We start from the raw sequence: 23309 nt of genomic DNA on the forward strand, positions 1-23309 counted from the left end.
TATTACAGCACAGCCGAGGTGCTTGAGCACGTAACTCTCAAACACTTGTTTAAATTTTGTTAACTAAGCCAAAAATCAATTCAGCGACCGCTTGAGGTTGCTCTAAATGGCAGTGATGCCCGCCCGTCACTGCTGCTATGGGGATGGTCGCAAACTCTGGGTTTTGTGCTTGTTGCTTGAGTGTGGCAAACCCCTGCGAGCCCAAAATCACCTGCTGCGGACAACGAATTGATTCTTGCACCTGCGCGGCATGTTCCGGCGTCATACGATATAAAGAGTCCGCCTTGAGCTTAAGATCATGCCGCCAGAACCACTGCTCGTCATACTGATAAATGCCACGTTCGACCAACGGACGCAGCAATTCAGCCGGTAACTGATTGGCCAAAGCACGGTGACGCAGTGCATGTTCAAAGCTGGCATACCCACGAGGTTTTGCGTTGCGTAACGCATGGCGCGAGCGTATCCCTTGCCGCAAACGCGTGACACTGTGCGTGGCAGGTTCAGAGAGTGGGCCGAAGCCTTCTATCTGCACTAAACCGCTGACTTGCTCGGGAAAGGCGGCACTATAACAACTTGCGATTTAAGCACCAAGCGAATGCCCCACTAGCACCGGTTTGTTTGGCGATATGTTGAGCAACAGCTGATCGAGATCATCGATATAGTCGTGAAATGCAGAGTAACCCGCTTTATGGCTGGATAAACCGTGACCGGGCAGATCAACCGCGCACAGATGTAGCTTAGGTGCCAGCGCATGTAACGCAGGCATCAGTGACATGAAACTCGCCGCGTTATCCAGCCAGCCGTGAATAAAAATGACCGAGACTTCGGCCATTTTTGCATTGCCAACTTCAATGGCCGCTAATTGGCCTTGATCGAGCAGATAAGTGGTTGAAATAGGGTTCATTTGACTTCTTGAATGATCTTTCCGTCCCGCTCAGACATAGTGCGAGGCCAGCAATAGAAGCCACGACAAGGGAACATGTAGGGTTCAATATCATCAATTTGAACCCGTTCTTCGACACGCCACAAATGATAGCCTTGTGCATTCATCACCGGATAAGTGTGTTCATAGTCACCCACTTTGCCTTGTTCAGATGGTGCGGTTGTACCATAAAGCGTGAGCAAGCGACCTTCACCATAAGTGATTGGGTCCAAGAATCCCGGCACGTAAGCGACAAACCGACCTTGCGGCTCTTGATGGATGTTGGGACGCCCTGCACTATCAATCGGTAGGTTGACCAGCTCAACGCGGGTGCGATCTTTTTGGTTGCTGATGTTGGCAACAACGCCGCCCATTCGAACGGGTGATTGCGTAGCCGGATCGCGCTCAAGCCAAGCCGAATATTGAGTCACGACACTTTTATCATCGGAATTGCCCAACTCAGGTGGCAAGCTCGCACAAGCAGACAGCAGCAGAGCCATGGTGGGTATGAGAAATTTCAGCACATGCATCTTCATCGACTTCACCTCAGTTTTAGATGTAGATATCGACCCCAAGCAGCTGCGCAAGTTCCTCTTTGCGCGCTTGATTCATCACATTCAGGTACTCTTCCATCGCTTTACGACCCCGCCCTTCAGGCAAATCGTACTGCACTTGCGCGCGATGGATATCTGACTCATTGACCTGACGGATCGATTCCGCTACCGCCGTCGCGACTTTGCTGGTCGATGAAACGCTTTTGCCACTCTCGCTCTGACTGACCTCGCCCTTTTTCCCCGTTTTCGAGGTTTTATTGGTGCCAGGCAGTCGCGCCGGAGGTAATCCATTAATTGAAACCATACTGTTCCTATTCGTTTGCGAGTGAGTGAGCGCTCATCTTCTGCCTGACGGTTTTAGCCTTACTCGCGACCCGGCAGTTTTTTCCAAGCCACAGTATCGCGCAGATACACAGGGCTTGCCTGCTCCACACTCACTGTATTGCCTTGCGCTAATTCGAACTGAGCCAAATAAGCCATATCTTGCGCATCAGGGTAAAGCACTTCGCTGGTTTGCAGTTGCAACGGCAGATCCGCCAGTGCGGGATAAGCATCCCAACCCGTTCCTGCGGTTGCCCAAATCTGCTCATCTTGGGTTAAGGTCTGCGCTAACAGCGCAGGTGCAATCACACACTCCGCTTCCGCGGCTTGCCAACTGCCATCTTCTTGACGCACATAGCGCCCCCAATACACTTCTTCCATGCGCGCATCAATCGCGCTGGCAACATGGGTTAACCCCTGCAAGCGATACGCCGCTTGCGCCATCGCCGCTAAGGTCGAAATGCCAATCATCGGCAGATCTGCCCCAAAGGCTAAACCTTGTGCAATTCCAATGCCAATCCGTACCCCAGTAAAACTTCCCGGGCCACGGCCAAAAGCCAAAGCATCCAATTCTTGTAGCGTTACGCCTGCTTCTTTTAAGACTTCGTCCACCATAGGCAATACTTTTTTGGTGTGATCACGCGGGGCGATTTCACTGCGTGAATAAACAGCATTGCCGATGAGTAGCGCGACGGAACAGCGCTCGGTGGCCGTATCTAAGGCGAGAATTTTTACGCTCATGAGTCTCTCTGATTGATTTCAGTTATAGCTAATTGTTGTAGAAAAGTGGTGACGACGTCCAGATCCCGCGTGCGCGGAATCGGCGGTAAACTGGCGAGGAACACCCCACCATAATCGCGCGTGACCAATCGATTGTCACAGATGATCAATGCGCCTTTATCATTTTTATCGCGGATCAACCGCCCCACACCTTGCTTTAAGGTGATCACCGCTTCCGGTAGTTGCACCTGCGCAAATGGATCGCCACCGCGCAAACGACAATCTTCAATCCGCGCTTTGAGCAGCGGATCATCCGGTGCAGTAAACGGTAATTTGTCGATGATAACACAGCTTAAAGTGTCGCCTCTGACGTCTATCCCTTCCCAGAAAGCGCCAGTTGCGACCAACAGGGCATTGCCCAGCTCCATAAATTCAGCCAACGTTTTCTGCTTACTGGTTTCTCCTTGCATCAACACTGGCAAGGTCAAACGTTCACGAAAACGCTCGCCTAGATCGCGCATCATGCTGTGCGAGGTACATAAAAAGAAACAGCGCCCTTGGTTATGTTCGATCACTGGCGCGAGCATGCGTACCAGTTTCTCAGCAAGGCCTGGACTGTTCGGCTCGGGTAAATAGCGCGGCACGCATAATACGGCTTGCTGCTGATAATCAAATGGGCTGACCAGCGAAAACTGCGCACTCGGCGTCAGCCCTAGCCGCTCAGTAAAGTGGCTGAAATCTTCGTTGACCGCTAAGGTGGCGGAAGTGAATATCCACGCGCCCTCTTTTAGCGCAATCTGTTCACGAAATTTATCGGCTACCGACAGTGGAGTAATGTGCAAACTGAAATGGCGCGGCGTGGTGTCATACCAATAGGAATATCCAGTGACAGAAACATCACACACACGGCGAATGCGGCCTAAGATCAAAGTTGCACGTTCAAATGCGGTATCCAGAAGCTGACTGCGCCCCAAAGCCAGCTTGAGCACATCCAACGCAAATTGCAGCGCTTCATTGAGCCGTTCGACTTCTCTTGCCACTGTCGGCACTTTCAGCACTTCACGCCAGTTGCCACGATAGCCCGGCTCACCAAGCACAATGCGCAAATCCATTGCCGCCTGTACCAGTTTGTCAGACACTTTTTGCAGTTGGCGCATATCTTTCGCTTCGGTGCGATAACCGAGTTCAATGTCTTTCGCCAGCTCTTGCACTTGTCGGCTCGATACCGACTGACCAAAATATTGGCTCGCGATGTCCGGCAGTTGGTGCGCTTCATCGAAAATAAACACTTCGGCTTCCGGAATTAACTCACCAAAGCCCGTCTCTTTGATCGCCAAATCGGCCAGAAATAGGTGATGGTTCACCACGACCACATCGGCATCCATCGCGCGACGACGCGCTTTGGAAACAAAGCAGTCTTGGTAGCTGGCACACTCTTTCCCTAAGCAGTTGTCGTTGGTTGAAGTAATGGTTGGGATGATCGGGCTATCTTCCGCCAAATCATCACATTCACCTAAATCGCCGCTTTGGGTACTGGATGCCCAGCTGCGCACTTTCACCAACTGAGTGAGCAGCGTGGGATCAGATTCGGGAGTATGGCTTTCGACCATTTGCCGACTTAGGCGGTCAAGACAGAGATAGTTAGCACGCCCTTTGAGCAGAGCGACTTGGCCGAAAAAGCCTAACGCACTGACCATTAAAGGCAAATCGCGATGGAAAAGCTGCTCTTGTAGGTTTTTAGAACCGGTACTGATGATCACCTTTTTGCCACTGAGCAGCGCAGGCACTAAATACGCGAAGGTTTTGCCGGTTCCGGTACCCGCTTCAACCACTAATTGAGATTGGTTGGCGATAGCACTGGCGACCGCTTTCGCCATATCGACTTGTGCTTGTCTGGGTTGAAAGCCCGGAATGGCTTGGCCTAAAGCGCCTTGCTGGGAAAAGGTTTTTTCAATCATGCCAGTTCGTTGTGCAACGGAAATGGCGCGATTATGGCAGGTTTTCTCTGCGGTGCGAATGACAATCTCATTCACACCGCAGAGAAAGATTTACTTGCGATTGAGATAACGAGCAAGCCAAGGTGGAGCATCATAACCCGATGTCGGGGTGATGGTCATGGCTTTGGCTGCTTCAGAAGGGGAGGCGCGGTTTTCCCACATCTCTTCCAAAATATGCTCATCCATAGGCTGATCCCCGAGCAGTGCCTCAACCCGCTCGACATACAATTTACGTGCGAGAAGTTCTTTATCCATATCCGACCCCTTACTACTCTCAACAATAAGAAACTACCTACTCAATGCACAATGAACCTAAGTATTACTTGGCTAAAGCGATTGAATCTGTCTTGATAATAGATTAATTATAGGTGCGTATTTGCGGGCTGGCTCACCGTTCAGCCGCCGCCGATTTGTTTTTTAGAATGAAAAAATTCGCTAGACCCAGACTGGCTGAAATGGCAAAAAATAGCCTTGTTATTTCAAAGAGAAAGGGGATTTTTATTTTTGCATGGAAGTTGTTATCAATGGAAAAAAAAACCCTGCTGACGCATTGTCCTGATGCGCCGGGACTGATCTCCAAGATCACCAATATTTGTTACAAGCATCAACTCAACATCATCCACAATAATGAATTCGTGGATAATGCCAGCGGTCATTTTTTCATGCGTACCGAATTGGAAGGTTATTTCAATGACGCAACGCTGCTGGCCGACCTCGACCATGCTCTACCTCAAGGTACTAGGCGTAAACTGATCAGTTCGAGCCGCAAACGCATCGTCATTCTGGTGACTAAAGAAGCGCACTGCTTAGGCGATATTTTGATGAAAAACTACGATGGTAGTCTGGATGTGGATATTGCTGCGGTAGTCGGCAACTATGACACGCTACAACGTTTGACTGAGCGTTTTGATATTCCTTACCACTGTGTGTCCCATGAAGGTTTGTCGCGTGAAGCTCACGAACAGGCGCTATTAGACGTGATTGACCAATATCAACCAGATTATCTGGTTCTCGCCAAATATATGCGTGTGCTGACACCTGCGTTTGTGGAGCGTTTTCACCATAAAATCATCAATATCCACCACAGTTTCTTGCCCGCTTTTATCGGTGCGAAGCCGTATCAGCAAGCCTATGAGCGCGGTGTAAAAATCATTGGTGCAACAGCGCATTTTGTGACGAACGATCTCGATGAAGGGCCGATCATCAAGCAAGACGTGATTCCGGTCGATCATACCTTTAGCGCGCAAGATATGGCGCAAGCTGGGCGCGATGTGGAGAAAAATGTGCTCAGCAAAGCACTCAATAAAGTGCTGAATGATCATGTATTTGTCTACGGCAACAAAACTGTCATTCTGTAATTTCTATTTTCCAATCGGAAACAACAAAGGGCACTGAAGTGCCCTTTAAATTTGCGGTTTCTTTATACGGGATTACAAACGCACCGCCAGTTCCACACCTTGACGAATCGCGCGCGCAGCATCCAGCTCTCCGGCGACATCCGCCCCACCAATCACATGCAGCTTATCTCCCAGCTCAGCCCACTGCGCCTCAAAAGGACGCACGGATTCTTGACCTGCACAAATCACCACACTATCAGCATCAATCAGCTCTGATTTTCCATCACGCTCGATATGCAGACCTTGCTCATCGATTTTCTGATACTGCACGCCACCAACCAAATGCACACCGCGTTTTTCTAACGTGCGTTTATGGATCCAGCCCGTGGTTTTACCCGGCCCTTTACCCACCGCGCCTTTGCGCCGTTGCAGCAGCCAGACTTCACGCTCACTGGTTGTCTCAGGATATGGGTACAAACCGCCGGGGTGCTCGATGGCTTTATCAATCCCCCATTCGTATAACCAATCATCTAAAGTTTGATCTTTCGGCTCGGTGAGCATGCTCGCCACATCCACCCCAATACCGCCAGCGCCGACAATCGCGACCTTTTGGCCTACGGGTGTCTTTTCGCGAATTAAGGTTTGGTAATCAACTACTTTTGATGATTCACTCAGCCCCGCTAGGGCGATTTTGCGAGGTGTCACGCCCGTGGCGATCACCACTTCATCGTAGCCACGCAGATCGCTAAATTGCACTTCACAACCCAGATGCAACTTCACGCCAGTTTGATCAATCCGGTTAGCAAAATAGCGAATGGTTTCCCGAAACTCTTCTTTGCCGGGGATCTGCATCGCAAGACGGAATTGGCCACCGATTCTGTCGTTGCGTTCAAACAGATCCACTTGATGACCACGCTCTGAAGCGGTCGTCGCAAACGCTAAACCGGCAGGGCCAGCACCGACAACCGCAATTTTTTTGCTCTGCGCGGGTTTAACCACAATCTCAGTTTCATAACAAGCGCGCGGGTTCACCAAGCAGCTCGCACGTTTGCCACGAAAGACGTTGTCCAAACAAGCTTGATTACAACCAATACAGGTATTGATGAGCGCGCTCTGCCCTTCTTGCGCTTTGCGTACAAAATCCGCATCGGCTAAAAATGGGCGCGCCATCGACACCATATCCGCCTGACCACTCGCCAAAATTTTCTCCGCTTGCTCCGGCGTGTTAATGCGGTTACAGGTCACGACAGGCACTTTTAAATAGGGTTTGATCTTCTCCGTCACCCAGCTAAAAGCGGCACGCGGCACTTGGGTCGCTATTGTGGGAATACGCGCTTCATGCCAGCCGATCCCGGTATTGATAATGGTGACACCCGCCTCTTCTAAGGCTTTGGCAAGCACCACCACCTCTTCAAAAGTGCTGCCCTGCTCCACCAAATCGAGCATCGACAGACGAAAGATAATGATGAACTCTTTGCCAACCGCTTCACGGATAGCTTTAACAATTTCAACTGGAAAACGAATGCGGTTTTGATAACTGCCGCCCCACTCGTCGTAACGCATGTTGGTGCGCTTACAGATGAACTGGTTAATCAAATAACCTTCTGACCCCATCACTTCGACGCCATCATAGCCCGCCAGTTGTGCAAGCTCGGCGCTATTGGCGAAGTCTTGGATGGCATTGCGGATTTGGCGAGTGCTCATTTCACTCGGGGCAAACTTGGCAATCGGTGCACAAATCGCGGAAGCACTTTGTGAAAATGGATGCATCGCATAACGCCCCGCATGCAGCAGTTGCAAAGCGATTTTAGCGCCATGACGGTGCACCGCTTCTGTCACCACTTTATGGGCTTTGGCATGCTTAGTTTTGCTAAATTCAGCGCTGAATGGGTGCAGACGGCCGCGCAAGTTAGGCGAAAAGCCACCCGTCACAATCAAGCCTACGCCACCTTTGGCTCGTTCTTCATAAAAGGCCGCCAGCTTGTGCAGCCCTTCCTTATTTTCTTCTAAGCCAGTATGCATAGAGCCCATCAACACACGATTTTTGAGCTGAGTAAAACCAAGATCGAGAGGCTGAAATAGATTTGGGTACATAGCGACTTCACTTTGCTTCTTATTGATATGGTCTGACCAGAATATTCTTGCCAATTACAAAAATCAAACAAGTGTTTACATTTGTGTAACAGCGATCAAGGTTACGCTGGTTTGCAAGATTGTTGTTTGCCCCGATCAGATAACGTAGGATGTGGTTCGTTGTGCGCTGATATGCACTAGACATCTGAAGCTTTGGAGTGTTGTGCCACTCCGTTGGTCTGGAGATACCATGAAATCACTATTTCGTTTTGTTGGGCTGATTTTGAAAGGGATTTGGAAAGCGATCACCTTCATCAGGCTGGCACTGACTAACCTTATTTTCTTACTCAGTATTGGCATCATTTACTTTATTTATGTCCACGCTGACGCCCCGCTACCCACCATGGATAAATCCTCGGCACTGGTGCTCAATCTGTCTGGCCCGATTGTTGAACAGAGTACGCACATCAATCCAATGGAATCTTTTACGGGCTCCGTGTTTGGTGAAGAACTCCCTCGCGAAAACGTGCTGTTTGATATTGTTGAAACCTTACGCCATGCGAAAAATGACAACAATGTCACCGGGCTTGTGTTGGCTTTAGGAGACATGCCAGAAACCAACTTAACTAAGCTGCGTTATATCGCCAAAGCGATCAACGAATTCAAAGCCTCCGGTAAGCCTGTGTTTGCGGTTGGGGATTTTTATAATCAGAGCCAATATTACTTGGCAAGTTATGCGGACAAAATCTACCTCGCTCCAGATGGTGCCGTACTGCTAAAAGGTTATAGCGCCTACTCCATGTACTACAAAACTCTGCTTGAGAAATTGGATGTCACCACTCACGTCTTTCGTGTCGGCACCTACAAATCGGCAATTGAGCCTTTTGTGCGTGATGATATGTCAGCAGAATCACGTGAATCCGCTTCTCGTTGGTTAACTCAGTTGTGGGGAGCCTATATCGATGATGTTGCGGCGAATCGTAAAATTGATATTTCATCCCTCACGCTTTCTATGGAGGAGTTTGTCGCCCAGTTGAAAGAAGTGAATGGTGACTTAGCTGCACTTTCCCAAAAAGTCGGCCTCGTCGATGAACTGGCGACCCGTCAACAAGTCCGCAAGGCTTTATCAGAAACTTTTGGTAGCGATGGAAAAGACAGCTATAACGCCATCAGTTACTACGAATACAAAACCACTGTTAAGCCAACAACGCAGAGCGGTGCAAGTAATATTGCTGTTGTGATCGCCAGCGGTACAATTATGGATGGTTCACAACCACGTGGCACCGTGGGTGGCGATACTGTGGCTGGATTACTGCGCGAAGCTCGTAACGATAGCAAGGTCAAAGCCGTCGTACTGCGTGTCGATAGCCCAGGAGGCAGCGCGTTTGCTTCCGAAGTCATCCGCCATGAAGTTGAAGCTTTAAAAGCCGCAGGCAAACCTGTGGTGGTGTCGATGTCTAGCCTTGCCGCTTCCGGTGGTTACTGGATTTCGATGAGTGCAGACAAGATTGTCGCCCAACCGACCACACTGACAGGTTCAATCGGTATTTTCAGCGTCATCACTACCTTCGAGAAAGGTCTGAACAACCTTGGTATTTACACCGATGGTGTCGGTACAACACCTTTCTCAGGACAAGGAATGACCACAGGGCTCACTCAAGGTGCGAAAGAGGCGATTCAACTGGGTATTGAATACGGTTATCAGCGCTTCATTTCTTTAGTTGCTGAGAAGCGCGGTTTGACGCTAAAAGCAGTAGATGAACTGGCTCAAGGCCGAGTATGGACAGCGCAAGATGCGCAAACCCTCGGCTTAGTGGATCAACTTGGTGATTTTGATGATGCCGTACGTTTGGCAGCCAATCTGGCGCAATTGGAGCGATACAACTTGTACTGGGTTGAAAAGCCACTCACCCCTGTCCAGCAGTTTTTCCAAGATCTGCTCGGACAAGTGCGTGTCAGCTTAGGTTTGGATGTCTCCACTCTCTTGCCAAAATCACTGCAACCCTTGGCAGTAGAGTGGCAACAACAAACGTCGCTGCTCAATCAATTGAATGATCCCAAGGGGCAATATGCGTTCTGTCTGCCCTGCCAAGTAGAATAGTCTACGCGGTCACAACCCTTGATATACCGAGGCGCTTTGCAAGAAGCGCCTCTTTTTATTGCAAGAGTTTTCGCTATAATCGCCGCTCTGTTCCCTACACTGAGTGATTTCTCGCTATGGCAAGAAAACATATTTATATCGCCTATACAGGCGGCACCATTGGCATGAAAAAATCGGATCACGGCTACGTTCCTGTTGCAGGGTTTATGGAAAAGCAATTAGCCAGCATGCCGGAGTTTCACCGCCCAGAAATGCCTCTGTTTACCATTCATGAATACGATCCTTTGATGGATTCGTCTGACATGACGCCTGCCGATTGGCAGCTTATTGCTGACGATATTGCGGCCAACTACGACAAATACGACGGTTTTGTAATCCTCCACGGTACGGATACCATGGCTTACACCGCTTCAGCACTGTCGTTCATGTTCGAAAACTTAGGCAAACCTGTGATTGTCACAGGCTCACAAATCCCACTGGCGGATCTGCGTTCAGACGGCCAAGCCAACTTGCTTAATGCCTTGCACGTCGCAGCCAATTACCCTATCAATGAAGTGACTCTGTTCTTCAATAATCGTTTGATGCGTGGCAACCGCAGCCGCAAATCACACGCCGACGGTTTTAGTGCTTTCAGCTCACCAAATCTGCCGCCGCTATTAGAAGCAGGCATCAATATTGAACTGAGCACCAACGTCAAAGTGGATGAAAAACCGAGTAGTGAATTCAAAGTCAACCCGATAACGCCACAACCGATTGGTGTGATTACCATGTACCCCGGCATTTCTCATGAGGTGATCCGCAATACCCTATTGCAACCCGTGAATGCGATGATCCTGCTCACTTTTGGTGTCGGCAATGCACCGCAAAATCCCGAATTATTGGCTCAGCTCAAAGCGGCTTCTGAACGTGGGGTGATTGTGGTTAACCTGACCCAATGTCTTGCGGGCAAAGTCAATATGGGCGGCTACGCTACAGGTTGTGCACTGGCTGATGCGGGTGTGATCAGTGGTTATGATATGACGCCCGAAGCGGCACTCGCCAAACTGCATTATCTACTCAGCCAAAACCTTTCCTATGAAGAAGTGAAAGCCAAAATGCAGCAAGTGTTACGTGGTGAAATGACGCTGTAATTATTGAAACCGAAGATCGAAAAGCGATCTCCCCCATTTAACATGGTTGCCAATGAGCCTCGCGTAATGCGAGGCTCATTGTTCGATTGAGGGTTATTTATGCATCTTGGTTGGGATTAACGCGCAGAATATCCTCTTCCCCTTCTGAAAAGCGCTTTTTCAATTCCGCTTTCGACTTAAAAACCACCTCGCCCCCCACACCAACCGACATATGGTCAGCCTGTGTATTATGCTTAGATTGATACAACATCACAGCTTGCATACAGGAATCTCGCTGCTGTTGCGAAAGTGGTGTACCCTCAGGCCACTTGCCTGTTTCTACGGCGTACAGTAGGCGCTGATAAGCTTCAGGCGTAATTGCATTAATCAGTTGTTGGGTGTCCATGATCTCATCCTGCTCAAAAGTGATGTGCCGCCAACATAACGAGCTAGCGTAATGCGTCAAGAACAGCTAAATAAATAAGTGTATTTGATCACAAGCCGATATTATGAATTTGACTAAACCGTTACTTATTCTCGCAAGCCTAGTGCTATTGAATGGCTGTTTCGAGAATCGCAAAAATACCGAAAAGCTCTGTGCCGACAACCCTAATTTGCGCTGTGAGCAGCTCAATATGGACGACGGGCAGTGCCGCATTCCAAGAACCGACCTTATATGGCATCGCTTTGAAATTTTGAAATCACCGAGTGATGAAAAAAGCATCAAAGAATACCATTTAGTCAGTGCTTATCGAAAATGTCTTGAGCTTGCTTCACAAATCCAAGCAATTGATCAAACAAAGCTAAAAGAGAACCGCTTTAAAGCTTTAGTCAATTCAGGCAAAGAGCAAGAGCGCATCGTGGCAGAATTGAAACAGTCCAACTCTCCGCAAGCACTCTATTTCTTGTGGAGCCAAATTGGCGATCACGCGGCGCGCCGTGCCTTTTTGCAACTAGAAGGTAAACCTGAACTAGAAACGACTGAAATGCAGTACGCTCTCGCCACTTTTTATACTGACCGAGATAAACCAAAAACCATCGAGCTGCTGCACAAAACGCTTGAGCTCAGCAATGGTCAACCACTCAATACTGAGATATTGAAAGCGTTAGCCAGTAACTACCACGCACTGCACGACAAAGAACAGGCTTATCTATGGGCTATGATTGGCAAAGAGTTTGGGGTCTCGGTTGCTTCTGCAACAGAAATGAAACGACTTTACGGTTTTAGCCAAGAGAAATTTTCTGCATTGGATGATACTGCCCGCGCGATTGCTAAAAAGATCCGTAACGGTAGTTACACCAAGACCACTCTACCCAAGCCTAACGAGCGATAAAGCGCCTCAATAATAAGCGGTGAATTTATCACCGCTTATTCACTTTTTGTTGAAAATTAACGACACTGAGTTCACACAAAATCTCAATCCGGTCGTCTTAGGACCGTCTTCAAAAACATGCCCAAGGTGGCTATCACAGGCTGCACAACGTATTTCGGTACGCACCATACCGTGACTGAAGTCATCCAAAAAGCGTATCGCCAGCTCATTAATCGGCGCATCAAAACTTGGCCAACCACAGCCCGAATCGTATTTATTTTCAGAGCTAAACAGAGCGCTTTGACAGCAGGTACAGTGATAAAGACCCGTGTCTTTATTATGCAACAGCCTGCCTGAGTATGGTGCTTCTGTTCCCTGTTGACGGCAGACATAAAACGCCTCTTCCGTCAGATGCTCACGCCAGTATTCATCAGGCTTGTGCAGATCTTTTGATTCGAATTCCACCCTTTCTGTTTCCTTTTTGCTTATCGCTTCACTGACCATTTTTTGTGAAAAACTTGCCTAATTCACAGTTTGTGGCACATACTTTTTCGCTCTATTTTGAGCAAGATTTTTTAGTGTGTGCGGTACTCATCCATCGCCACATTCTACGTCAATTGGTAGGCATAAAAAGCAGGCTCAAGTTTAAAAGTTAATCAGTTGCAAACGATTGTGAAAAAAAGCGGTGCTTTTTTTTGACTTTAAACAAGTTAAGTCCGATTATCTGTTGCAGCTTTTAACTGGATTCTGTAATTTTACTACCAGTTATCTTTAATCAGAAATTAAGTTGTGGAGCAACTATAATGACTATCAAAGTAGGTATTAACGGTTTTGGCCGTATCGGCCGTTTTGTTTTCCGTGCAGCGCAAGAGCGCAATGACATCGAAGTTGTTGGTATCAACGACCTGATCGACGTTGATTACATGGCGTACATGCTGAAATATGACTCAACTCACGGTCGTTTCAACGGCACTGTTGAAGTTAAAGACGGTAACCTGATCGTTAACGGCAAAACTGTACGTGTAACTGCAGAACGTAACCCAGCTGACCTGAAATGGGGCGAAATCGGTGTTGACGTTGTTGCTGAAGCAACAGGTCTGTTCCTAACTGACGAAACTGCTCGTAAACACATCGAAGCAGGCGCGAAGAAAGTTGTTCTGACTGGTCCTTCAAAAGACAAGACTCCAATGTTCGTAATGGGTGTTAACCACAAGACTTACGCGGGTCAAGACATCGTTTCTAACGCTTCTTGTACTACCAACTGTCTGGCGCCTATCGCAAAAGTACTGAACGACAACTTCGGTATCGAGTCTGGCCTGATGACCACTGTTCACGCAACAACTGCAACTCAAAAAACAGTTGACGGTCCTTCAGCAAAAGACTGGCGCGGTGGCCGTGGTGCTTCTCAAAACATCATCCCATCTTCAACTGGCGCAGCGAAAGCAGTAGGCGTTGTTCTTCCAGAACTGAACGGCAAACTGACTGGTATGGCTTTCCGCGTACCAACTGCTAACGTTTCTGTAGTTGACCTGACTGTTAACCTGCAAAAAGCAGCGTCTTACGACGACATCAAGGCAGCTATGAAAGCAGCTTCTGAAGGCGAACTGGCTGGTATCCTAGGCTACACTGAAGATGCAGTAGTTTCTACTGACTTCAATGGTGACACTCGCACTTCTATCTTCGATGCTGACGCAGGTATCGCACTGACTGACAAATTCGTTAAAGTGGTATCTTGGTACGACAACGAAATCGGTTACTCAAACAAAGTTCTTGACCTGATCGCTCACATCTCTAAGTAATGTAGTGATTAGCGAAGAAATTCGTTAGACAAAAAGGCGACTCTAGGGTCGCCTTTTTGGTATCTGAGTATTGGTGTTTCCGAGTCTTTTGCTCGCTATTTCACCAAATCTCAGAGCAAGCCAAAATGCAGACTCAAGGAAACTAAGATGGATTTACTCTCTTTGAAAACCGTCACAACATTGTCTGATTGCGTCACCATAGCTGAGCAAGATCAAGTCAAAATCGTACGCGTCATTCATGACAAAGCCAGCGCCGCTATCTCACTGCACGGTGGCCATGTCCTCTCCTTTCAGCCAAAAGGCCAAGCTGACTTGCTGTGGATGAGTTCACAAGCTATTTACGATGGCAAAGCCGCGCTGCGCGGTGGTATTCCGGTTTGCTGGCCATGGTTTGGTCGTATTGCCGCCCCAGCACATGGTTTTGCACGGAACCAAGAATGGAAACTGATCGAACACAGGGAAAATGAGCAAGGCGTTATCGTCACTCTCGGCTTGCAAGCCACGCCAGAGAGCTTAGCCATTTGGCCATATCAATTTGACGTTCGATTACACGTGGAAATCCGTGAGAGCTTGACTGTGACACTTGATGTGACTAACACGGATTCAAAAGCATGGACCTTCTCTGGGGCTCTGCACACTTATCTGCACGTGGGTGATATTCGTGAAACGCAAACCTCAGGTGTGGGAACGGAGTACATTGATAGCCTACAAAACAGTCGTCTATGTACTCAGCATGGTTTGCTCACTCTCACTGACACGATAGACCGTGTTTACACGCAACCCGAGCTCTTGATCAAAGTGCAAGACCGCGCATTAACTCGCACGCTGACCGTTGAAAATCATGGTCATAACTCCGCAGTGTTGTGGAATCCTTGGCAACAAGGTGCTCAATCGATGGCCGACATGAATGATGAGGGTTACTTACACTTTTTGTGTGTGGAATCAACACTGCATGCGCCGTCTTTGGCAGAGGGTATCACCTTACAGCCGGGGCAAAATCATCAGCTAGTCACTCAAATCACTAGCCAAGCTCAATAAGCCTCTCGGTATAAGCAGCACTGCATCAAGTCCAGATTACAACGCGGGTGCTGCTTATTTCATTTTTGACAAATTTACTAAACGATCCACACTCTGTTCATCTTTTCGTCATGGCATTCATGACTTAGCTCGGTATAATTGTGCCTCTCGACATATACCCAAACTACTTGGAGTTGCGGATAGGCGGCGAGTGAGTTCATCCCCATGAGCATACATAAACAATGTGATTGAGGTGAACGAACGTAGCCAACACCGCTGCCGCCTCAAGTAGGAAGGGGATACCGCATACCTTTGGTAAGGAAGCCTAATGAACATTATCTACCCAAGTCTACTCACTTTGCTTGTCGCCTCTTTGCCATCAGCGGCTTATGCTCAAGGCCCAACCGATAGAAATCAACCAGGTTGGGATGTCACACTGAGCCTTAACAGCTTTTACGTGCGTGATAAATCGCAAATGAACACCAGTGATGACAACGCGATCACCACGGATTTACAGCAATCAGGCACCTCCACTTCCGAGCTCCTGTTTGCACCACTCGGGAATGTGCAATACACCTTTGCCTCGGGAAATACTCAGCTTTTTGCAGGCCAAAGTACTGACCAAGTTATCGAGGGACAACTGCAGGCGGAAGTTGGTATCACCCACCGATTTGAGAGACTGGGTGAAATTACACTCGCTTATTTTCCTTCGCTGCCTGGGATTAATGAAACTTGGCGCGATCCCTATTTAACACAGACGGCAAGAGCGGCGACCGACATCAGTGCGCAAGGAGGACGCCTTGCTTATACTGCGCCTTTCGCGCTTCCGATTACTCTGCGTTATGCCTACTTAGATTACAAAGTTGACGAAGAGCAAAGCGGTGCAACATCCGGCCTCAATAATACGCAACGTGCGTTACTCAATCGCAACAGTGAGTATCAACAAGTATCGGCTGAAATCTCTTTACCTCTGAGCCGCTCTTGGTCTTTAGTCCCGCAAATCACCTATACCCAGCGTGATGCTCAAGGGGATGCGTTTGATTTTACGGCGCTGGATTATCAACTCGGTGTGAATACCTTTTTCGGCCCCCAAGCGCTGTTTTTAACCCTGAGTTATGGACAAGAAGAGTACGATACCGCACACCCGATTTTTGCGAAAACCCGTGATGTCAACCGCTGGAGCGCCTTTGCGCTGTATGTCTATCGAGCGCCCTTTGGTTGGCAAAATGTCTCGATTAACGCGATGGCAGGACTGAGTGAAACCGATGATGCGGTCAACTTTTTTGATCAACAATCGACCTTCCTTTCAACCGGTGTCGCCTTCAATTTTTAATATTGGCCTCTTCACTGTATGGCCGTTCAAGCATTTGAGCGGCCTTTATCCCTCCTGTAGTCAACATCGATAGCATTAAGAGAATGGGTTGCGCTTTGTATTTCGCGCGGCTGCCGTTAAACTTATGCCTCTATTTTGTTGATTGAGACCACCATGACCTTTTTGTGCCCGCTGTGTGAGCATCCTCTAACGCTAAACCAAAATACTTACGCCTGTATCAATCGTCATCAATTTGATGTAGCGAAAGAGGGATACGTCAATCTGATGCCTGTTCAGCATAAGCGCTCCAAAGATCCCGGTGATAACAAAGAGATGACACAAGCCCGTCGCCGTTTTTTACAAACTGGCCACTACGTGCCCATGCGTGAAAAAGTTGCCAAATTGTGCCAAACCTATTTAGCTGGCCGACAGCAAACGCTGCTCGATATTGGTTGCGGTGAAGGCTACTACACCGATTTTTTTGCCAAGGCTTTGCGCCAGCAAGACAGTGAAGCACAAATTTTTGGGCTCGATATTTCCAAAATCGCCATACGCTACGCGGCCAAACGCTACCCAGAGTGCCAGTTTGCCGTAGCCTCTAGCCACCGCTTACCTTTTGCCAATCAGAGTCTGGATGGCGTGATCCGTATTTACGCACCATGTAAAGACACCGAATTGGAGCGTTGTATCAAAATAGGCGGCATCGTTATCACCGTCACGCCTGCGGCGCGTCACCTGTATCAATTTAAACAAGGCATCTACGATCAAGTGCGTTTACATGAGGAGCAACCAGAAACTCTGTCGGGTTTTGAATTGGTTGAAGAGTGTAAACTCCACTACCCTATGGCACTCAATGGCTCAGAAGCGGCAGACTTGCTGCAAATGACTCCGTTCGCATGGCGTGCCAGTGAGGATTTTAAACACCGAGTTAGTCAAAGTGATACTTTCAAATGTGAAGCCGATTTTATGCTCCGAGTGTATCGCAGAAAATAACTGATAACGATTCTCATTGATTGCATAAGTCGGGCGCCTCCATTACCATGAGCGCAATTTTTATGGAGGCCTTTCTTATGCGCACTATTGCGGCACTTTTCCTTTCTTTTAGCTTACTCGGCTGCTCAGCCACTCCAACGCAAGTCAGTACCTTTTATGACTATCAATTGGCGACGCCAACTGGTGAGCGGATCAGCCTACAGAGATTGCCTGCTGAAATCGAAAACGCTGACGTGATCTTGGTCGGTGAATGGCATACCCACGCAGGTATCCACCGTTTCCAGACTGATTTGCTTAAGCAGATGACGGAAAATGGCCATCCTATGGCACTCTCGATGGAACAGTTTACCCGTGATGCACAGCCCTTGGTGGATGACTATCTCACTGGGAAAATTGGTGAGCAGTATCTGATCCAAAAGGCGAATGCTTGGCCTAATTACGAAAGTGATTACCGCCCTTTGGTCGAATATGCAAAAAGCCAGCAATTGCCCGTCATTGCTGCCAATGCCCCAAAGCCTATCGTGCGTTGTATTGGCCGAGTAGGGATTGATTATCTTGACCGTTTAAGCCTCGAACAGCGCCAATGGGTCGCAACCGAAGTCAACATTCAAGATTCGCCATACAAGAGCAACTTTATGGCTTCAATGCACCATGGCAATCCAGCACAAAATGAGAACCAATATGCGGCGCAAGTCACTTGGGATGAAACCATGGCGGAAAGCATTGTGCGCTATCTTGCGGCAAATCCTGAACGCAAAGTTCTACACATCGCCGGCATGTTCCATACTCAGCAGGGTTTGGGCACGGCAGCATCGATTTTGCGTCGCAACCCAAATCTCAACATTGTCATCATCACTCCTGCTGGTGAACTTTCGCCACAAAGTGATGATTATCAACTGCAAGTACTCACACCACCTGTGCGTTATGTGCAAAAAGCGCATCAAGCAGAAGCGATTAACGCATTGAAAAATCGCAACACAGATCTCGTTTGCGAATAAACATCTCCTCTTAGCCGTCAAACACTCAAAACAGGCACAGCATTTGCTTGCCTGTTTTTCACACATAAAGTGTAAAAATCACGCAAGTTTTTTAGTTTGTGGTCGATATAGTTTTAGAGTGATGACTTAGGAGAGAGGTATGAACCCAATAGGCGCAGGATCCGTGCACACATTGCCATCCAATAATACGCTAAAATCTCAGACATCTACTAAGCCAGATACGGCTCCTGCTCCACTCAAAGTAGAGCAGAACAAAGTCACCTTGTCTGAAGAAGGCAAAGCGCTGCTTGCCGCTTTACAGGAAATTGAAAAAGAAGGTAAGGCGCTAGAAAGCAAAGATAAAACCGTAGGCGATAAAGTAGAAGCTTTCACTTATGGCGCTTTAGGCATGGCTCATCCAGAAAAAGTGAAAGAAGTTGAGGACAGCTCTTACTCTGCTGGGCAATATCTTTCCGCTGCGGTAACCATAGGCGGCATTCTATTAGCCGTATTGTAAACTCTCCAATCAACACTATTTAAAAAGGCACTCATCGAGTGCCTTTTTAATGCTATCTATTCAACCTATATGCCTAATGCCTAGGAAAGCACGTCTCGCAATCTTTCCTGAGCAACTTGTACGAGCAAATCAGGTTGGAACTTGGAGATAAATCGGTTACAGCCTACCTTTTGCACCATGGCCTCATTAAAGCTGCCACTGAGTGAGGTATTCAGTGTGATATAAAGATCTTTCATACGCGGATCATTACGAATTTCATAAGTCAGCTTATAACCATCCATTTCCGGCATTTCAGCATCCGTAATCATCATCAGTAATTCACTGTAGATGTCTTTACCTTCATCACACCAAGACTTCAATAAATTCAACGCTTGCAAGCCATCATGGCATTCGATGATCTTTAAACCTAATTGGGACAGCGTATCTTTCACTTGATTTCGTGCTGTTGAAGAATCATCGACAATCAATATGGTTCGGCCATCCATATGATTGAGTAGGCTCTCATCCAATACTTCTTTGGATATCGAGGCATCATAATGGACGATCTCTGCTAATACCTTCTCCACGTCAATGATCTCAACAATATGCGTCTTGTCTTGCTCTTTGACATGCGTGAATGCCGTTAGATAGTTTGCTCTTCCTGCCGACTTAGGTGGCGGCTGGATTTCCGTCCATGCGGTATTGATGATGTTGCGCACCTGCCCCACCAAAAAGCCCTGTATTGTCCGGTTATACTCAGTAATGATTAGGTTTTGTTCCGTATCTTGAACACGCCGAGGAGGAAAACCGATAGCAGATCGTAAATCGATAACAGGCACTGGTTCACCACGTAATGACGCTACACCAGTGATATGCGGATGCGAGCCTGGCATTCTAGTCAGCAGAGGGACTTTGATCACCTCTCTAACTTTAAAAACGTTTATCGCAAAAATTTGACGACTATTGAGGCTAAACAGTAACAGCTCCAATCGGTTTTCGCCGACCAGATTAGTACGCTGGTCTACCGTGTTCAAAACACCTGACATACGAAATTCCGTTAAATGACTACCTAGGTAACAGTATAGCCGCTAGGTATAAATGTAAATGTAAGCAAAGCTGAAATTCTTACTTCTTATATGGGAATGGCAGATTATCCTTCCACCACTTTCATTAAGAGTAGACCATCATAGAGCGCCTGCTTGATCAAAGCAGCTCCGGGCATGGTCGCTTGTTTATAGAAACGCGACTCCACCAACTTCAAGTCTTGATGGTAAACCGGCAAACTCTGCTCACGAATACACTGCTCAATAGAGGGATAAAGAATCGATTTCGCCTGATTAATGACACCGCCAATTAAGATTTTCTCTGGGTTGAATAAGTTAATCACAATTGCGATCGCCGCACCTAAGTAACGACCCAACTGTTGAATCACATCCACAGCAAGCGGATCCCCATCCGCAGCAGCAGCGCAAATATCTTCTATCGAAATATCGTCAACTGTCGCAAGACAACTAGGCTCTCCTGCTTGAAGACGCGCCGTGACCTGATCACGAATCGCTTGTGAAGAAGCCACGGTTTCTAAGCAGCCGTAGTTTCCGCAATGACAACGTTTACCGTGCGGATCAATTTGAATATGCCCCAGCTCACCGATATTGCCATGTCGACCTTGCAATACACGTCCATCGAGCACAATACCTGCACCAAGTCCGTGATGGATGGAGATCAAAACCGAATTATCAACATCTTGTGAATGACCAAACAATTTCTCCGCTAAAGCCCAAGCCCGCGTATCGTTCGCAACAAACACAGGCAATCCAGTGGCTTTATAAATTTCTGGTCCTAAAGCTAAATTTTTGACATTGTAGTGCGGCATTTGCAGCACCATACCCTGCTCTGAATTAACCAATCCCGGCAACGTAATGGCAATACTGGTTACACGATCTAACTGCGCGGCGTAGGTTTGAAAAAACTCTTCAATTTCAAAAAGTAAGCGAGCCAACACATCGTCTTGATCAATTTCGTGGATATCAATTTTAGTATCAATCAACACTTCTCCACCCAATTCGTGGAGAGCAATGGTGAGATAACCTCGACCGAGCCGCATTGAGAGAAACTGCCACCCAAGATTATTGGTCTGAAGACCCACAGCAGGTCGACCTCGACTGATCGCCTCTTGAACCGTCGTTTCATGAATCAAGTGCGCATCAATCAATTCACGGGTAATTTTGGTAATACTGGCTGGCGCAAGCTCACTCTCTTTCGATAAATCGATACGAGAGATTGGCCCTTTTTGGTCTATTAGTTTGTATACGCGGCCCGCATTGATCTGCTTAATATGATCAATATGGCCGGGTTGAGCCATGTACATGCGACGCTCCGGAATTCAAAGACAGACCAATTTTTTTACTTTGCGAAGTAATTGTGAAGTTCTTTGTCAGATAGCCGTGACAAATATCACGCATATACCTAGAAGTTTGTGTTTTATATCCAAATATTGGCCTTTATTTCTGCCATTTATTGATGGGTACGATATACCCAAACAGAACAAACACCACCAGGCGCATCAAACAGAAAAGGGATAAACAGGATAATAATTTCCCTAAGCCACTATACTTATATCCAAACTACTTGAAGTTGCAGGTAGGCGACAAATTTACACAGCCTCTCGCAGCCTTGGATGAGAAACAAAACTAACTCTCATCATCCCCCATGAGCATAGATATATGATCTGGTTGGGTGAACAAAGGAAGCGAGCACCGCTGCAACTTCAAGTAGTAAGGTAACCTACCGTCACATCGAAGGAACAATGATATGAGCTCAACTTTGCGTAGAACAAAAATCGTCGCCACCTTAGGTCCTTCTACAGAAAGCCCAGAAATTCTCGAAGCCATTATCCGAGCAGGAGCCAATGTCGTTCGGATGAACTTCTCACATGGCACTGCGGAAGACCATAAAAACCGTGCACAAAAAGTTCGCGAAATTGCCGCGAGACTAGGACGCCACGTCGCATTGTTAGGCGATTTACAAGGACCCAAAATTCGTGTTTCTACTTTCAAAGAAGGCAAAGTCATCCTCAATGAAGGAGAAAACTTTATTCTTGATGCGGAATTAGCTAAAGGGGAAGGCACACAAGAAAGCGTTGGGATTGATTACAAAAAGCTACCGCATGATGTCTGTAACGACGATATTTTGCTGCTTGATGATGGTCGTGTGCAGTTGCAAGTTATGCGAGTTGAAGGCAATAAAATCCACACCAAAGTCTTGGTCGGCGGCCCCCTCTCCAATAATAAAGGGATTAACAAAAAAGGCGGCGGTTTGTCGGCAGATGCTTTGACTGAGAAAGACAAAAATGACATTCGACTTGCGGCAGAAATTCAAGTTGAGTACTTAGCCGTCTCTTTTCCTCGCAACGGTGAAGATATGAAATACGCTCGCCGACTTGCCCAAGAAGCTGGGCTTCATGCGCGGATGGTCGCAAAAGTTGAGCGAGCAGAGACGGTTTCCTGTGATGAAAATATTGATGACATTGTACGTGCTTCAGATGTCATCATGGTCGCTAGGGGGGATTTAGGTGTAGAAATCGGTGACCCTGAATTGATTGCAGTACAGAAAAAACTCATCTCGCGTGCCAAACGGCTCAACCGAGTGGTGATTACAGCCACCCAAATGATGGAATCGATGATCAGTAATCCAATGCCAACCCGTGCCGAGGTCATGGATGTGGCCAATGCGGTACTTGATGGGACAGACGCGGTAATGCTCTCAGGAGAAACGGCCGCAGGAAAATACCCAGTGGAAACCGTCAAAGCAATGGCAGAAGTCTGCATTGGCGCAGAAAAGATGATTGAGTCGAATGAGCAAAACTATCGCATTAAAAGTGTGTTCCGCACTGAAGAAGAAGCTATCGCAATGTCAACCATCTATGCAGCCAACCACTTAGAAGGCGTCAAAGCTATGGTCACACTCACTGAATCAGGACGCACCGCATTAATGACCTCAAGGCTCAATTCCGTATTCCCGATTTTTGCGATGTCTGCCAACCAAGCAACCCTTAATCGCTGTGCGTTATTGCGTGGAGTCATCCCTTTCTACTTCGATACCAAACAGGCCAGCGGCCTGGAAGCTGCGATTGCAGCATTAGATGCCCTCAAAGAGCGAAACCTACTCGAAGAAGGTGACCTAGTCATCATTACCCAAGGCGATATTATGGGAGTCGAAGGCTCCACCAACTGTATGCGCATCTTACCTGTGTATTAGTCATAGCAAGA

21 protein-coding genes and 1 pseudogene are annotated in these 23309 nt (G+C 47.7%); 11 read left to right on the forward strand and 11 right to left on the reverse strand.

Annotated features, from left to right (window positions below):
• Positions 1-49 precede the first annotated feature (49 nt).
• The 6 genes and pseudogenes from R4537_RS13950 to R4537_RS13975 form a co-directional block, all read right to left on the reverse strand.
• Positions 50-904: pseudogene (locus R4537_RS13950) on the reverse strand (alpha/beta fold hydrolase).
• The gene (locus R4537_RS13955) at positions 901-1458 is read right to left on the reverse strand and encodes a Slp family lipoprotein (protein WP_071178490.1); all 558 of its coding nucleotides are present in this window, start codon (positions 1456-1458) and stop codon (positions 901-903) included. The pseudogene R4537_RS13950 and the gene R4537_RS13955 overlap by 4 nt, the downstream one beginning before the upstream one ends.
• 16 nt (positions 1459-1474) lie before the next feature.
• Positions 1475-1780, reverse strand: coding sequence for a hypothetical protein (locus tag R4537_RS13960; protein WP_000253641.1), 306 nt, complete (start codon positions 1778-1780; stop codon positions 1475-1477).
• A 59-nt stretch (positions 1781-1839) separates the two neighbouring features.
• Entirely contained in the window at positions 1840-2538 is a 699-nt protein-coding gene (gene tsaB, locus R4537_RS13965; protein WP_071178491.1) for a tRNA (adenosine(37)-N6)-threonylcarbamoyltransferase complex dimerization subunit type 1 TsaB, read from the reverse strand.
• A complete protein-coding gene (locus R4537_RS13970; RefSeq protein WP_001897475.1) occupies positions 2535-4475 on the reverse strand; it encodes a DNA repair helicase YoaA in 1941 nt (646 codons plus the stop codon). The genes tsaB and R4537_RS13970 overlap by 4 nt, the downstream gene beginning before the upstream one ends.
• Positions 4476-4565: 90 nt before the next feature.
• Entirely contained in the window at positions 4566-4769 is a 204-nt protein-coding gene (locus tag R4537_RS13975; protein ID WP_000356701.1) for a hypothetical protein, read from the reverse strand.
• A gap of 269 nt (positions 4770-5038) precedes the next feature.
• Here R4537_RS13975 and purU point away from each other — a divergent pair, with 269 nt between their 5' ends.
• Positions 5039-5872 (forward strand): formyltetrahydrofolate deformylase, encoded by an 834-nt coding sequence (gene purU / locus R4537_RS13980; protein WP_000412706.1) that lies wholly within the window; start codon positions 5039-5041, stop codon positions 5870-5872.
• A 72-nt stretch (positions 5873-5944) separates the two neighbouring features.
• Here the strand turns inward: purU and R4537_RS13985 are convergent, their stop codons facing one another.
• On the reverse strand, positions 5945-7945 hold the full coding sequence (locus R4537_RS13985) for an NADPH-dependent 2,4-dienoyl-CoA reductase (protein WP_071178492.1): 2001 nt from the start codon (positions 7943-7945) through the stop codon (positions 5945-5947).
• Positions 7946-8174: 229 nt separating this feature from the next.
• On the opposite strand from R4537_RS13985, the gene sppA reads away from it, so the two are divergent.
• Together sppA and ansA are read left to right on the forward strand one after the other, a co-directional pair.
• Positions 8175-10025, forward strand: coding sequence for a signal peptide peptidase SppA (gene sppA, locus R4537_RS13990; RefSeq protein ID WP_071178493.1), 1851 nt, complete (start codon positions 8175-8177; stop codon positions 10023-10025).
• Between the two features lie 116 nt (positions 10026-10141).
• Positions 10142-11155, forward strand: coding sequence for an asparaginase (gene ansA, locus R4537_RS13995; RefSeq protein WP_000101386.1), 1014 nt, complete (start codon positions 10142-10144; stop codon positions 11153-11155).
• 97 nt (positions 11156-11252) lie between these two features.
• On the opposite strand, the gene R4537_RS14000 is transcribed toward ansA, so the two are convergent.
• The gene (locus tag R4537_RS14000) at positions 11253-11540 is read right to left on the reverse strand and encodes a YeaC family protein (RefSeq protein WP_032470924.1); all 288 of its coding nucleotides are present in this window, start codon (positions 11538-11540) and stop codon (positions 11253-11255) included.
• Positions 11541-11643: 103 nt separating this feature from the next.
• Here R4537_RS14000 and R4537_RS14005 point away from each other — a divergent pair, with 103 nt between their 5' ends.
• Entirely contained in the window at positions 11644-12468 is an 825-nt protein-coding gene (locus tag R4537_RS14005) for a DUF2989 domain-containing protein (protein ID WP_071178494.1), read from the forward strand.
• 39 nt (positions 12469-12507) lie between these two features.
• On the opposite strand, the gene msrB is transcribed toward R4537_RS14005, so the two are convergent.
• Positions 12508-12951 carry a peptide-methionine (R)-S-oxide reductase MsrB gene (msrB, locus tag R4537_RS14010; RefSeq protein ID WP_071178495.1) on the reverse strand — a complete coding sequence of 148 codons (444 nt, stop codon included), beginning with the start codon at positions 12949-12951 and terminating at the stop codon, positions 12508-12510.
• A 299-nt stretch (positions 12952-13250) separates the two neighbouring features.
• On the opposite strand from msrB, the gene gap reads away from it, so the two are divergent.
• The 6 genes from gap (at position 13251) to R4537_RS14040 (ending at position 19062) form a co-directional block, all read left to right on the forward strand.
• Positions 13251-14246, forward strand: coding sequence for a type I glyceraldehyde-3-phosphate dehydrogenase (gene gap / locus R4537_RS14015; protein WP_000153499.1), 996 nt, complete (start codon positions 13251-13253; stop codon positions 14244-14246).
• 147 nt (positions 14247-14393) lie between these two features.
• Positions 14394-15284: a D-hexose-6-phosphate mutarotase gene (locus tag R4537_RS14020; protein WP_071178496.1), complete on the forward strand. Its 891-nt coding sequence runs from the start codon at positions 14394-14396 to the stop codon at positions 15282-15284.
• A gap of 307 nt (positions 15285-15591) precedes the next feature.
• The gene (locus tag R4537_RS14025) at positions 15592-16596 is read left to right on the forward strand and encodes a DUF2860 domain-containing protein (protein ID WP_071178497.1); all 1005 of its coding nucleotides are present in this window, start codon (positions 15592-15594) and stop codon (positions 16594-16596) included.
• 153 nt (positions 16597-16749) lie between these two features.
• Positions 16750-17568: a 23S rRNA (guanine(745)-N(1))-methyltransferase gene (gene rlmA / locus R4537_RS14030; RefSeq protein ID WP_071178498.1), complete on the forward strand. Its 819-nt coding sequence runs from the start codon at positions 16750-16752 to the stop codon at positions 17566-17568.
• Positions 17569-17645: 77 nt separating this feature from the next.
• Positions 17646-18566 (forward strand): ChaN family lipoprotein, encoded by a 921-nt coding sequence (locus R4537_RS14035; protein WP_071178499.1) that lies wholly within the window; start codon positions 17646-17648, stop codon positions 18564-18566.
• 139 nt (positions 18567-18705) lie between these two features.
• Positions 18706-19062, forward strand: a complete 357-nt coding sequence (locus R4537_RS14040) for a hypothetical protein (RefSeq protein ID WP_071178500.1) — start codon at positions 18706-18708, stop codon at positions 19060-19062.
• Positions 19063-19142: 80 nt separating this feature from the next.
• On the opposite strand, the gene R4537_RS14045 is transcribed toward R4537_RS14040, so the two are convergent.
• Both R4537_RS14045 and mlc read right to left on the reverse strand, forming a co-directional pair.
• Entirely contained in the window at positions 19143-20087 is a 945-nt protein-coding gene (locus R4537_RS14045; RefSeq protein WP_071178501.1) for a chemotaxis protein CheV, read from the reverse strand.
• A gap of 104 nt (positions 20088-20191) precedes the next feature.
• The gene (mlc, locus tag R4537_RS14050) at positions 20192-21409 is read right to left on the reverse strand and encodes a sugar metabolism global transcriptional regulator Mlc (protein ID WP_000281796.1); all 1218 of its coding nucleotides are present in this window, start codon (positions 21407-21409) and stop codon (positions 20192-20194) included.
• Positions 21410-21852: 443 nt separating this feature from the next.
• On the opposite strand from mlc, the gene pyk reads away from it, so the two are divergent.
• Complete coding sequence (pyk, locus tag R4537_RS14055; protein WP_000099575.1) at positions 21853-23298, forward strand: pyruvate kinase; 1446 nt, start codon at positions 21853-21855, stop codon at positions 23296-23298.
• The last annotated feature ends 11 nt before the right edge of the window (positions 23299-23309 follow it).

It is taken from the genome of Vibrio paracholerae (assembly GCF_037672085.1).
In the GTDB taxonomy this organism is placed as follows: domain Bacteria; phylum Pseudomonadota; class Gammaproteobacteria; order Enterobacterales; family Vibrionaceae; genus Vibrio; species Vibrio cholerae.

Coding starts and splice junctions, on each gene's coding strand:
- R4537_RS13985 (WP_071178492.1), bottom strand. CDS start 7,945: ATGTACCCAAATCTATTTCAGCCTCTCGATCTTGGTTTTACTCAGCTC.
- purU (WP_000412706.1), top strand. CDS start 5,039: ATGGAAAAAAAAACCCTGCTGACGCATTGTCCTGATGCGCCGGGACTG.
- ansA (WP_000101386.1), top strand. CDS start 10,142: ATGGCAAGAAAACATATTTATATCGCCTATACAGGCGGCACCATTGGC.
- R4537_RS14025 (WP_071178497.1), top strand. CDS start 15,592: ATGAACATTATCTACCCAAGTCTACTCACTTTGCTTGTCGCCTCTTTG.
- msrB (WP_071178495.1), bottom strand. CDS start 12,951: ATGGTCAGTGAAGCGATAAGCAAAAAGGAAACAGAAAGGGTGGAATTC.
- R4537_RS13955 (WP_071178490.1), bottom strand. CDS start 1,458: ATGAAGATGCATGTGCTGAAATTTCTCATACCCACCATGGCTCTGCTG.
- R4537_RS13970 (WP_001897475.1), bottom strand. CDS start 4,475: ATGATTGAAAAAACCTTTTCCCAGCAAGGCGCTTTAGGCCAAGCCATT.
- R4537_RS14045 (WP_071178501.1), bottom strand. CDS start 20,087: ATGTCAGGTGTTTTGAACACGGTAGACCAGCGTACTAATCTGGTCGGC.
- pyk (WP_000099575.1), top strand. CDS start 21,853: ATGAGCTCAACTTTGCGTAGAACAAAAATCGTCGCCACCTTAGGTCCT.
- R4537_RS14005 (WP_071178494.1), top strand. CDS start 11,644: ATGAATTTGACTAAACCGTTACTTATTCTCGCAAGCCTAGTGCTATTG.
- rlmA (WP_071178498.1), top strand. CDS start 16,750: ATGACCTTTTTGTGCCCGCTGTGTGAGCATCCTCTAACGCTAAACCAA.
- R4537_RS13975 (WP_000356701.1), bottom strand. CDS start 4,769: ATGGATAAAGAACTTCTCGCACGTAAATTGTATGTCGAGCGGGTTGAG.
- R4537_RS14020 (WP_071178496.1), top strand. CDS start 14,394: ATGGATTTACTCTCTTTGAAAACCGTCACAACATTGTCTGATTGCGTC.
- gap (WP_000153499.1), top strand. CDS start 13,251: ATGACTATCAAAGTAGGTATTAACGGTTTTGGCCGTATCGGCCGTTTT.
- sppA (WP_071178493.1), top strand. CDS start 8,175: ATGAAATCACTATTTCGTTTTGTTGGGCTGATTTTGAAAGGGATTTGG.
- tsaB (WP_071178491.1), bottom strand. CDS start 2,538: ATGAGCGTAAAAATTCTCGCCTTAGATACGGCCACCGAGCGCTGTTCC.
- mlc (WP_000281796.1), bottom strand. CDS start 21,409: ATGTACATGGCTCAACCCGGCCATATTGATCATATTAAGCAGATCAAT.
- R4537_RS14035 (WP_071178499.1), top strand. CDS start 17,646: ATGCGCACTATTGCGGCACTTTTCCTTTCTTTTAGCTTACTCGGCTGC.
- R4537_RS14000 (WP_032470924.1), bottom strand. CDS start 11,540: ATGGACACCCAACAACTGATTAATGCAATTACGCCTGAAGCTTATCAG.
- R4537_RS14040 (WP_071178500.1), top strand. CDS start 18,706: ATGAACCCAATAGGCGCAGGATCCGTGCACACATTGCCATCCAATAAT.
- R4537_RS13960 (WP_000253641.1), bottom strand. CDS start 1,780: ATGGTTTCAATTAATGGATTACCTCCGGCGCGACTGCCTGGCACCAAT.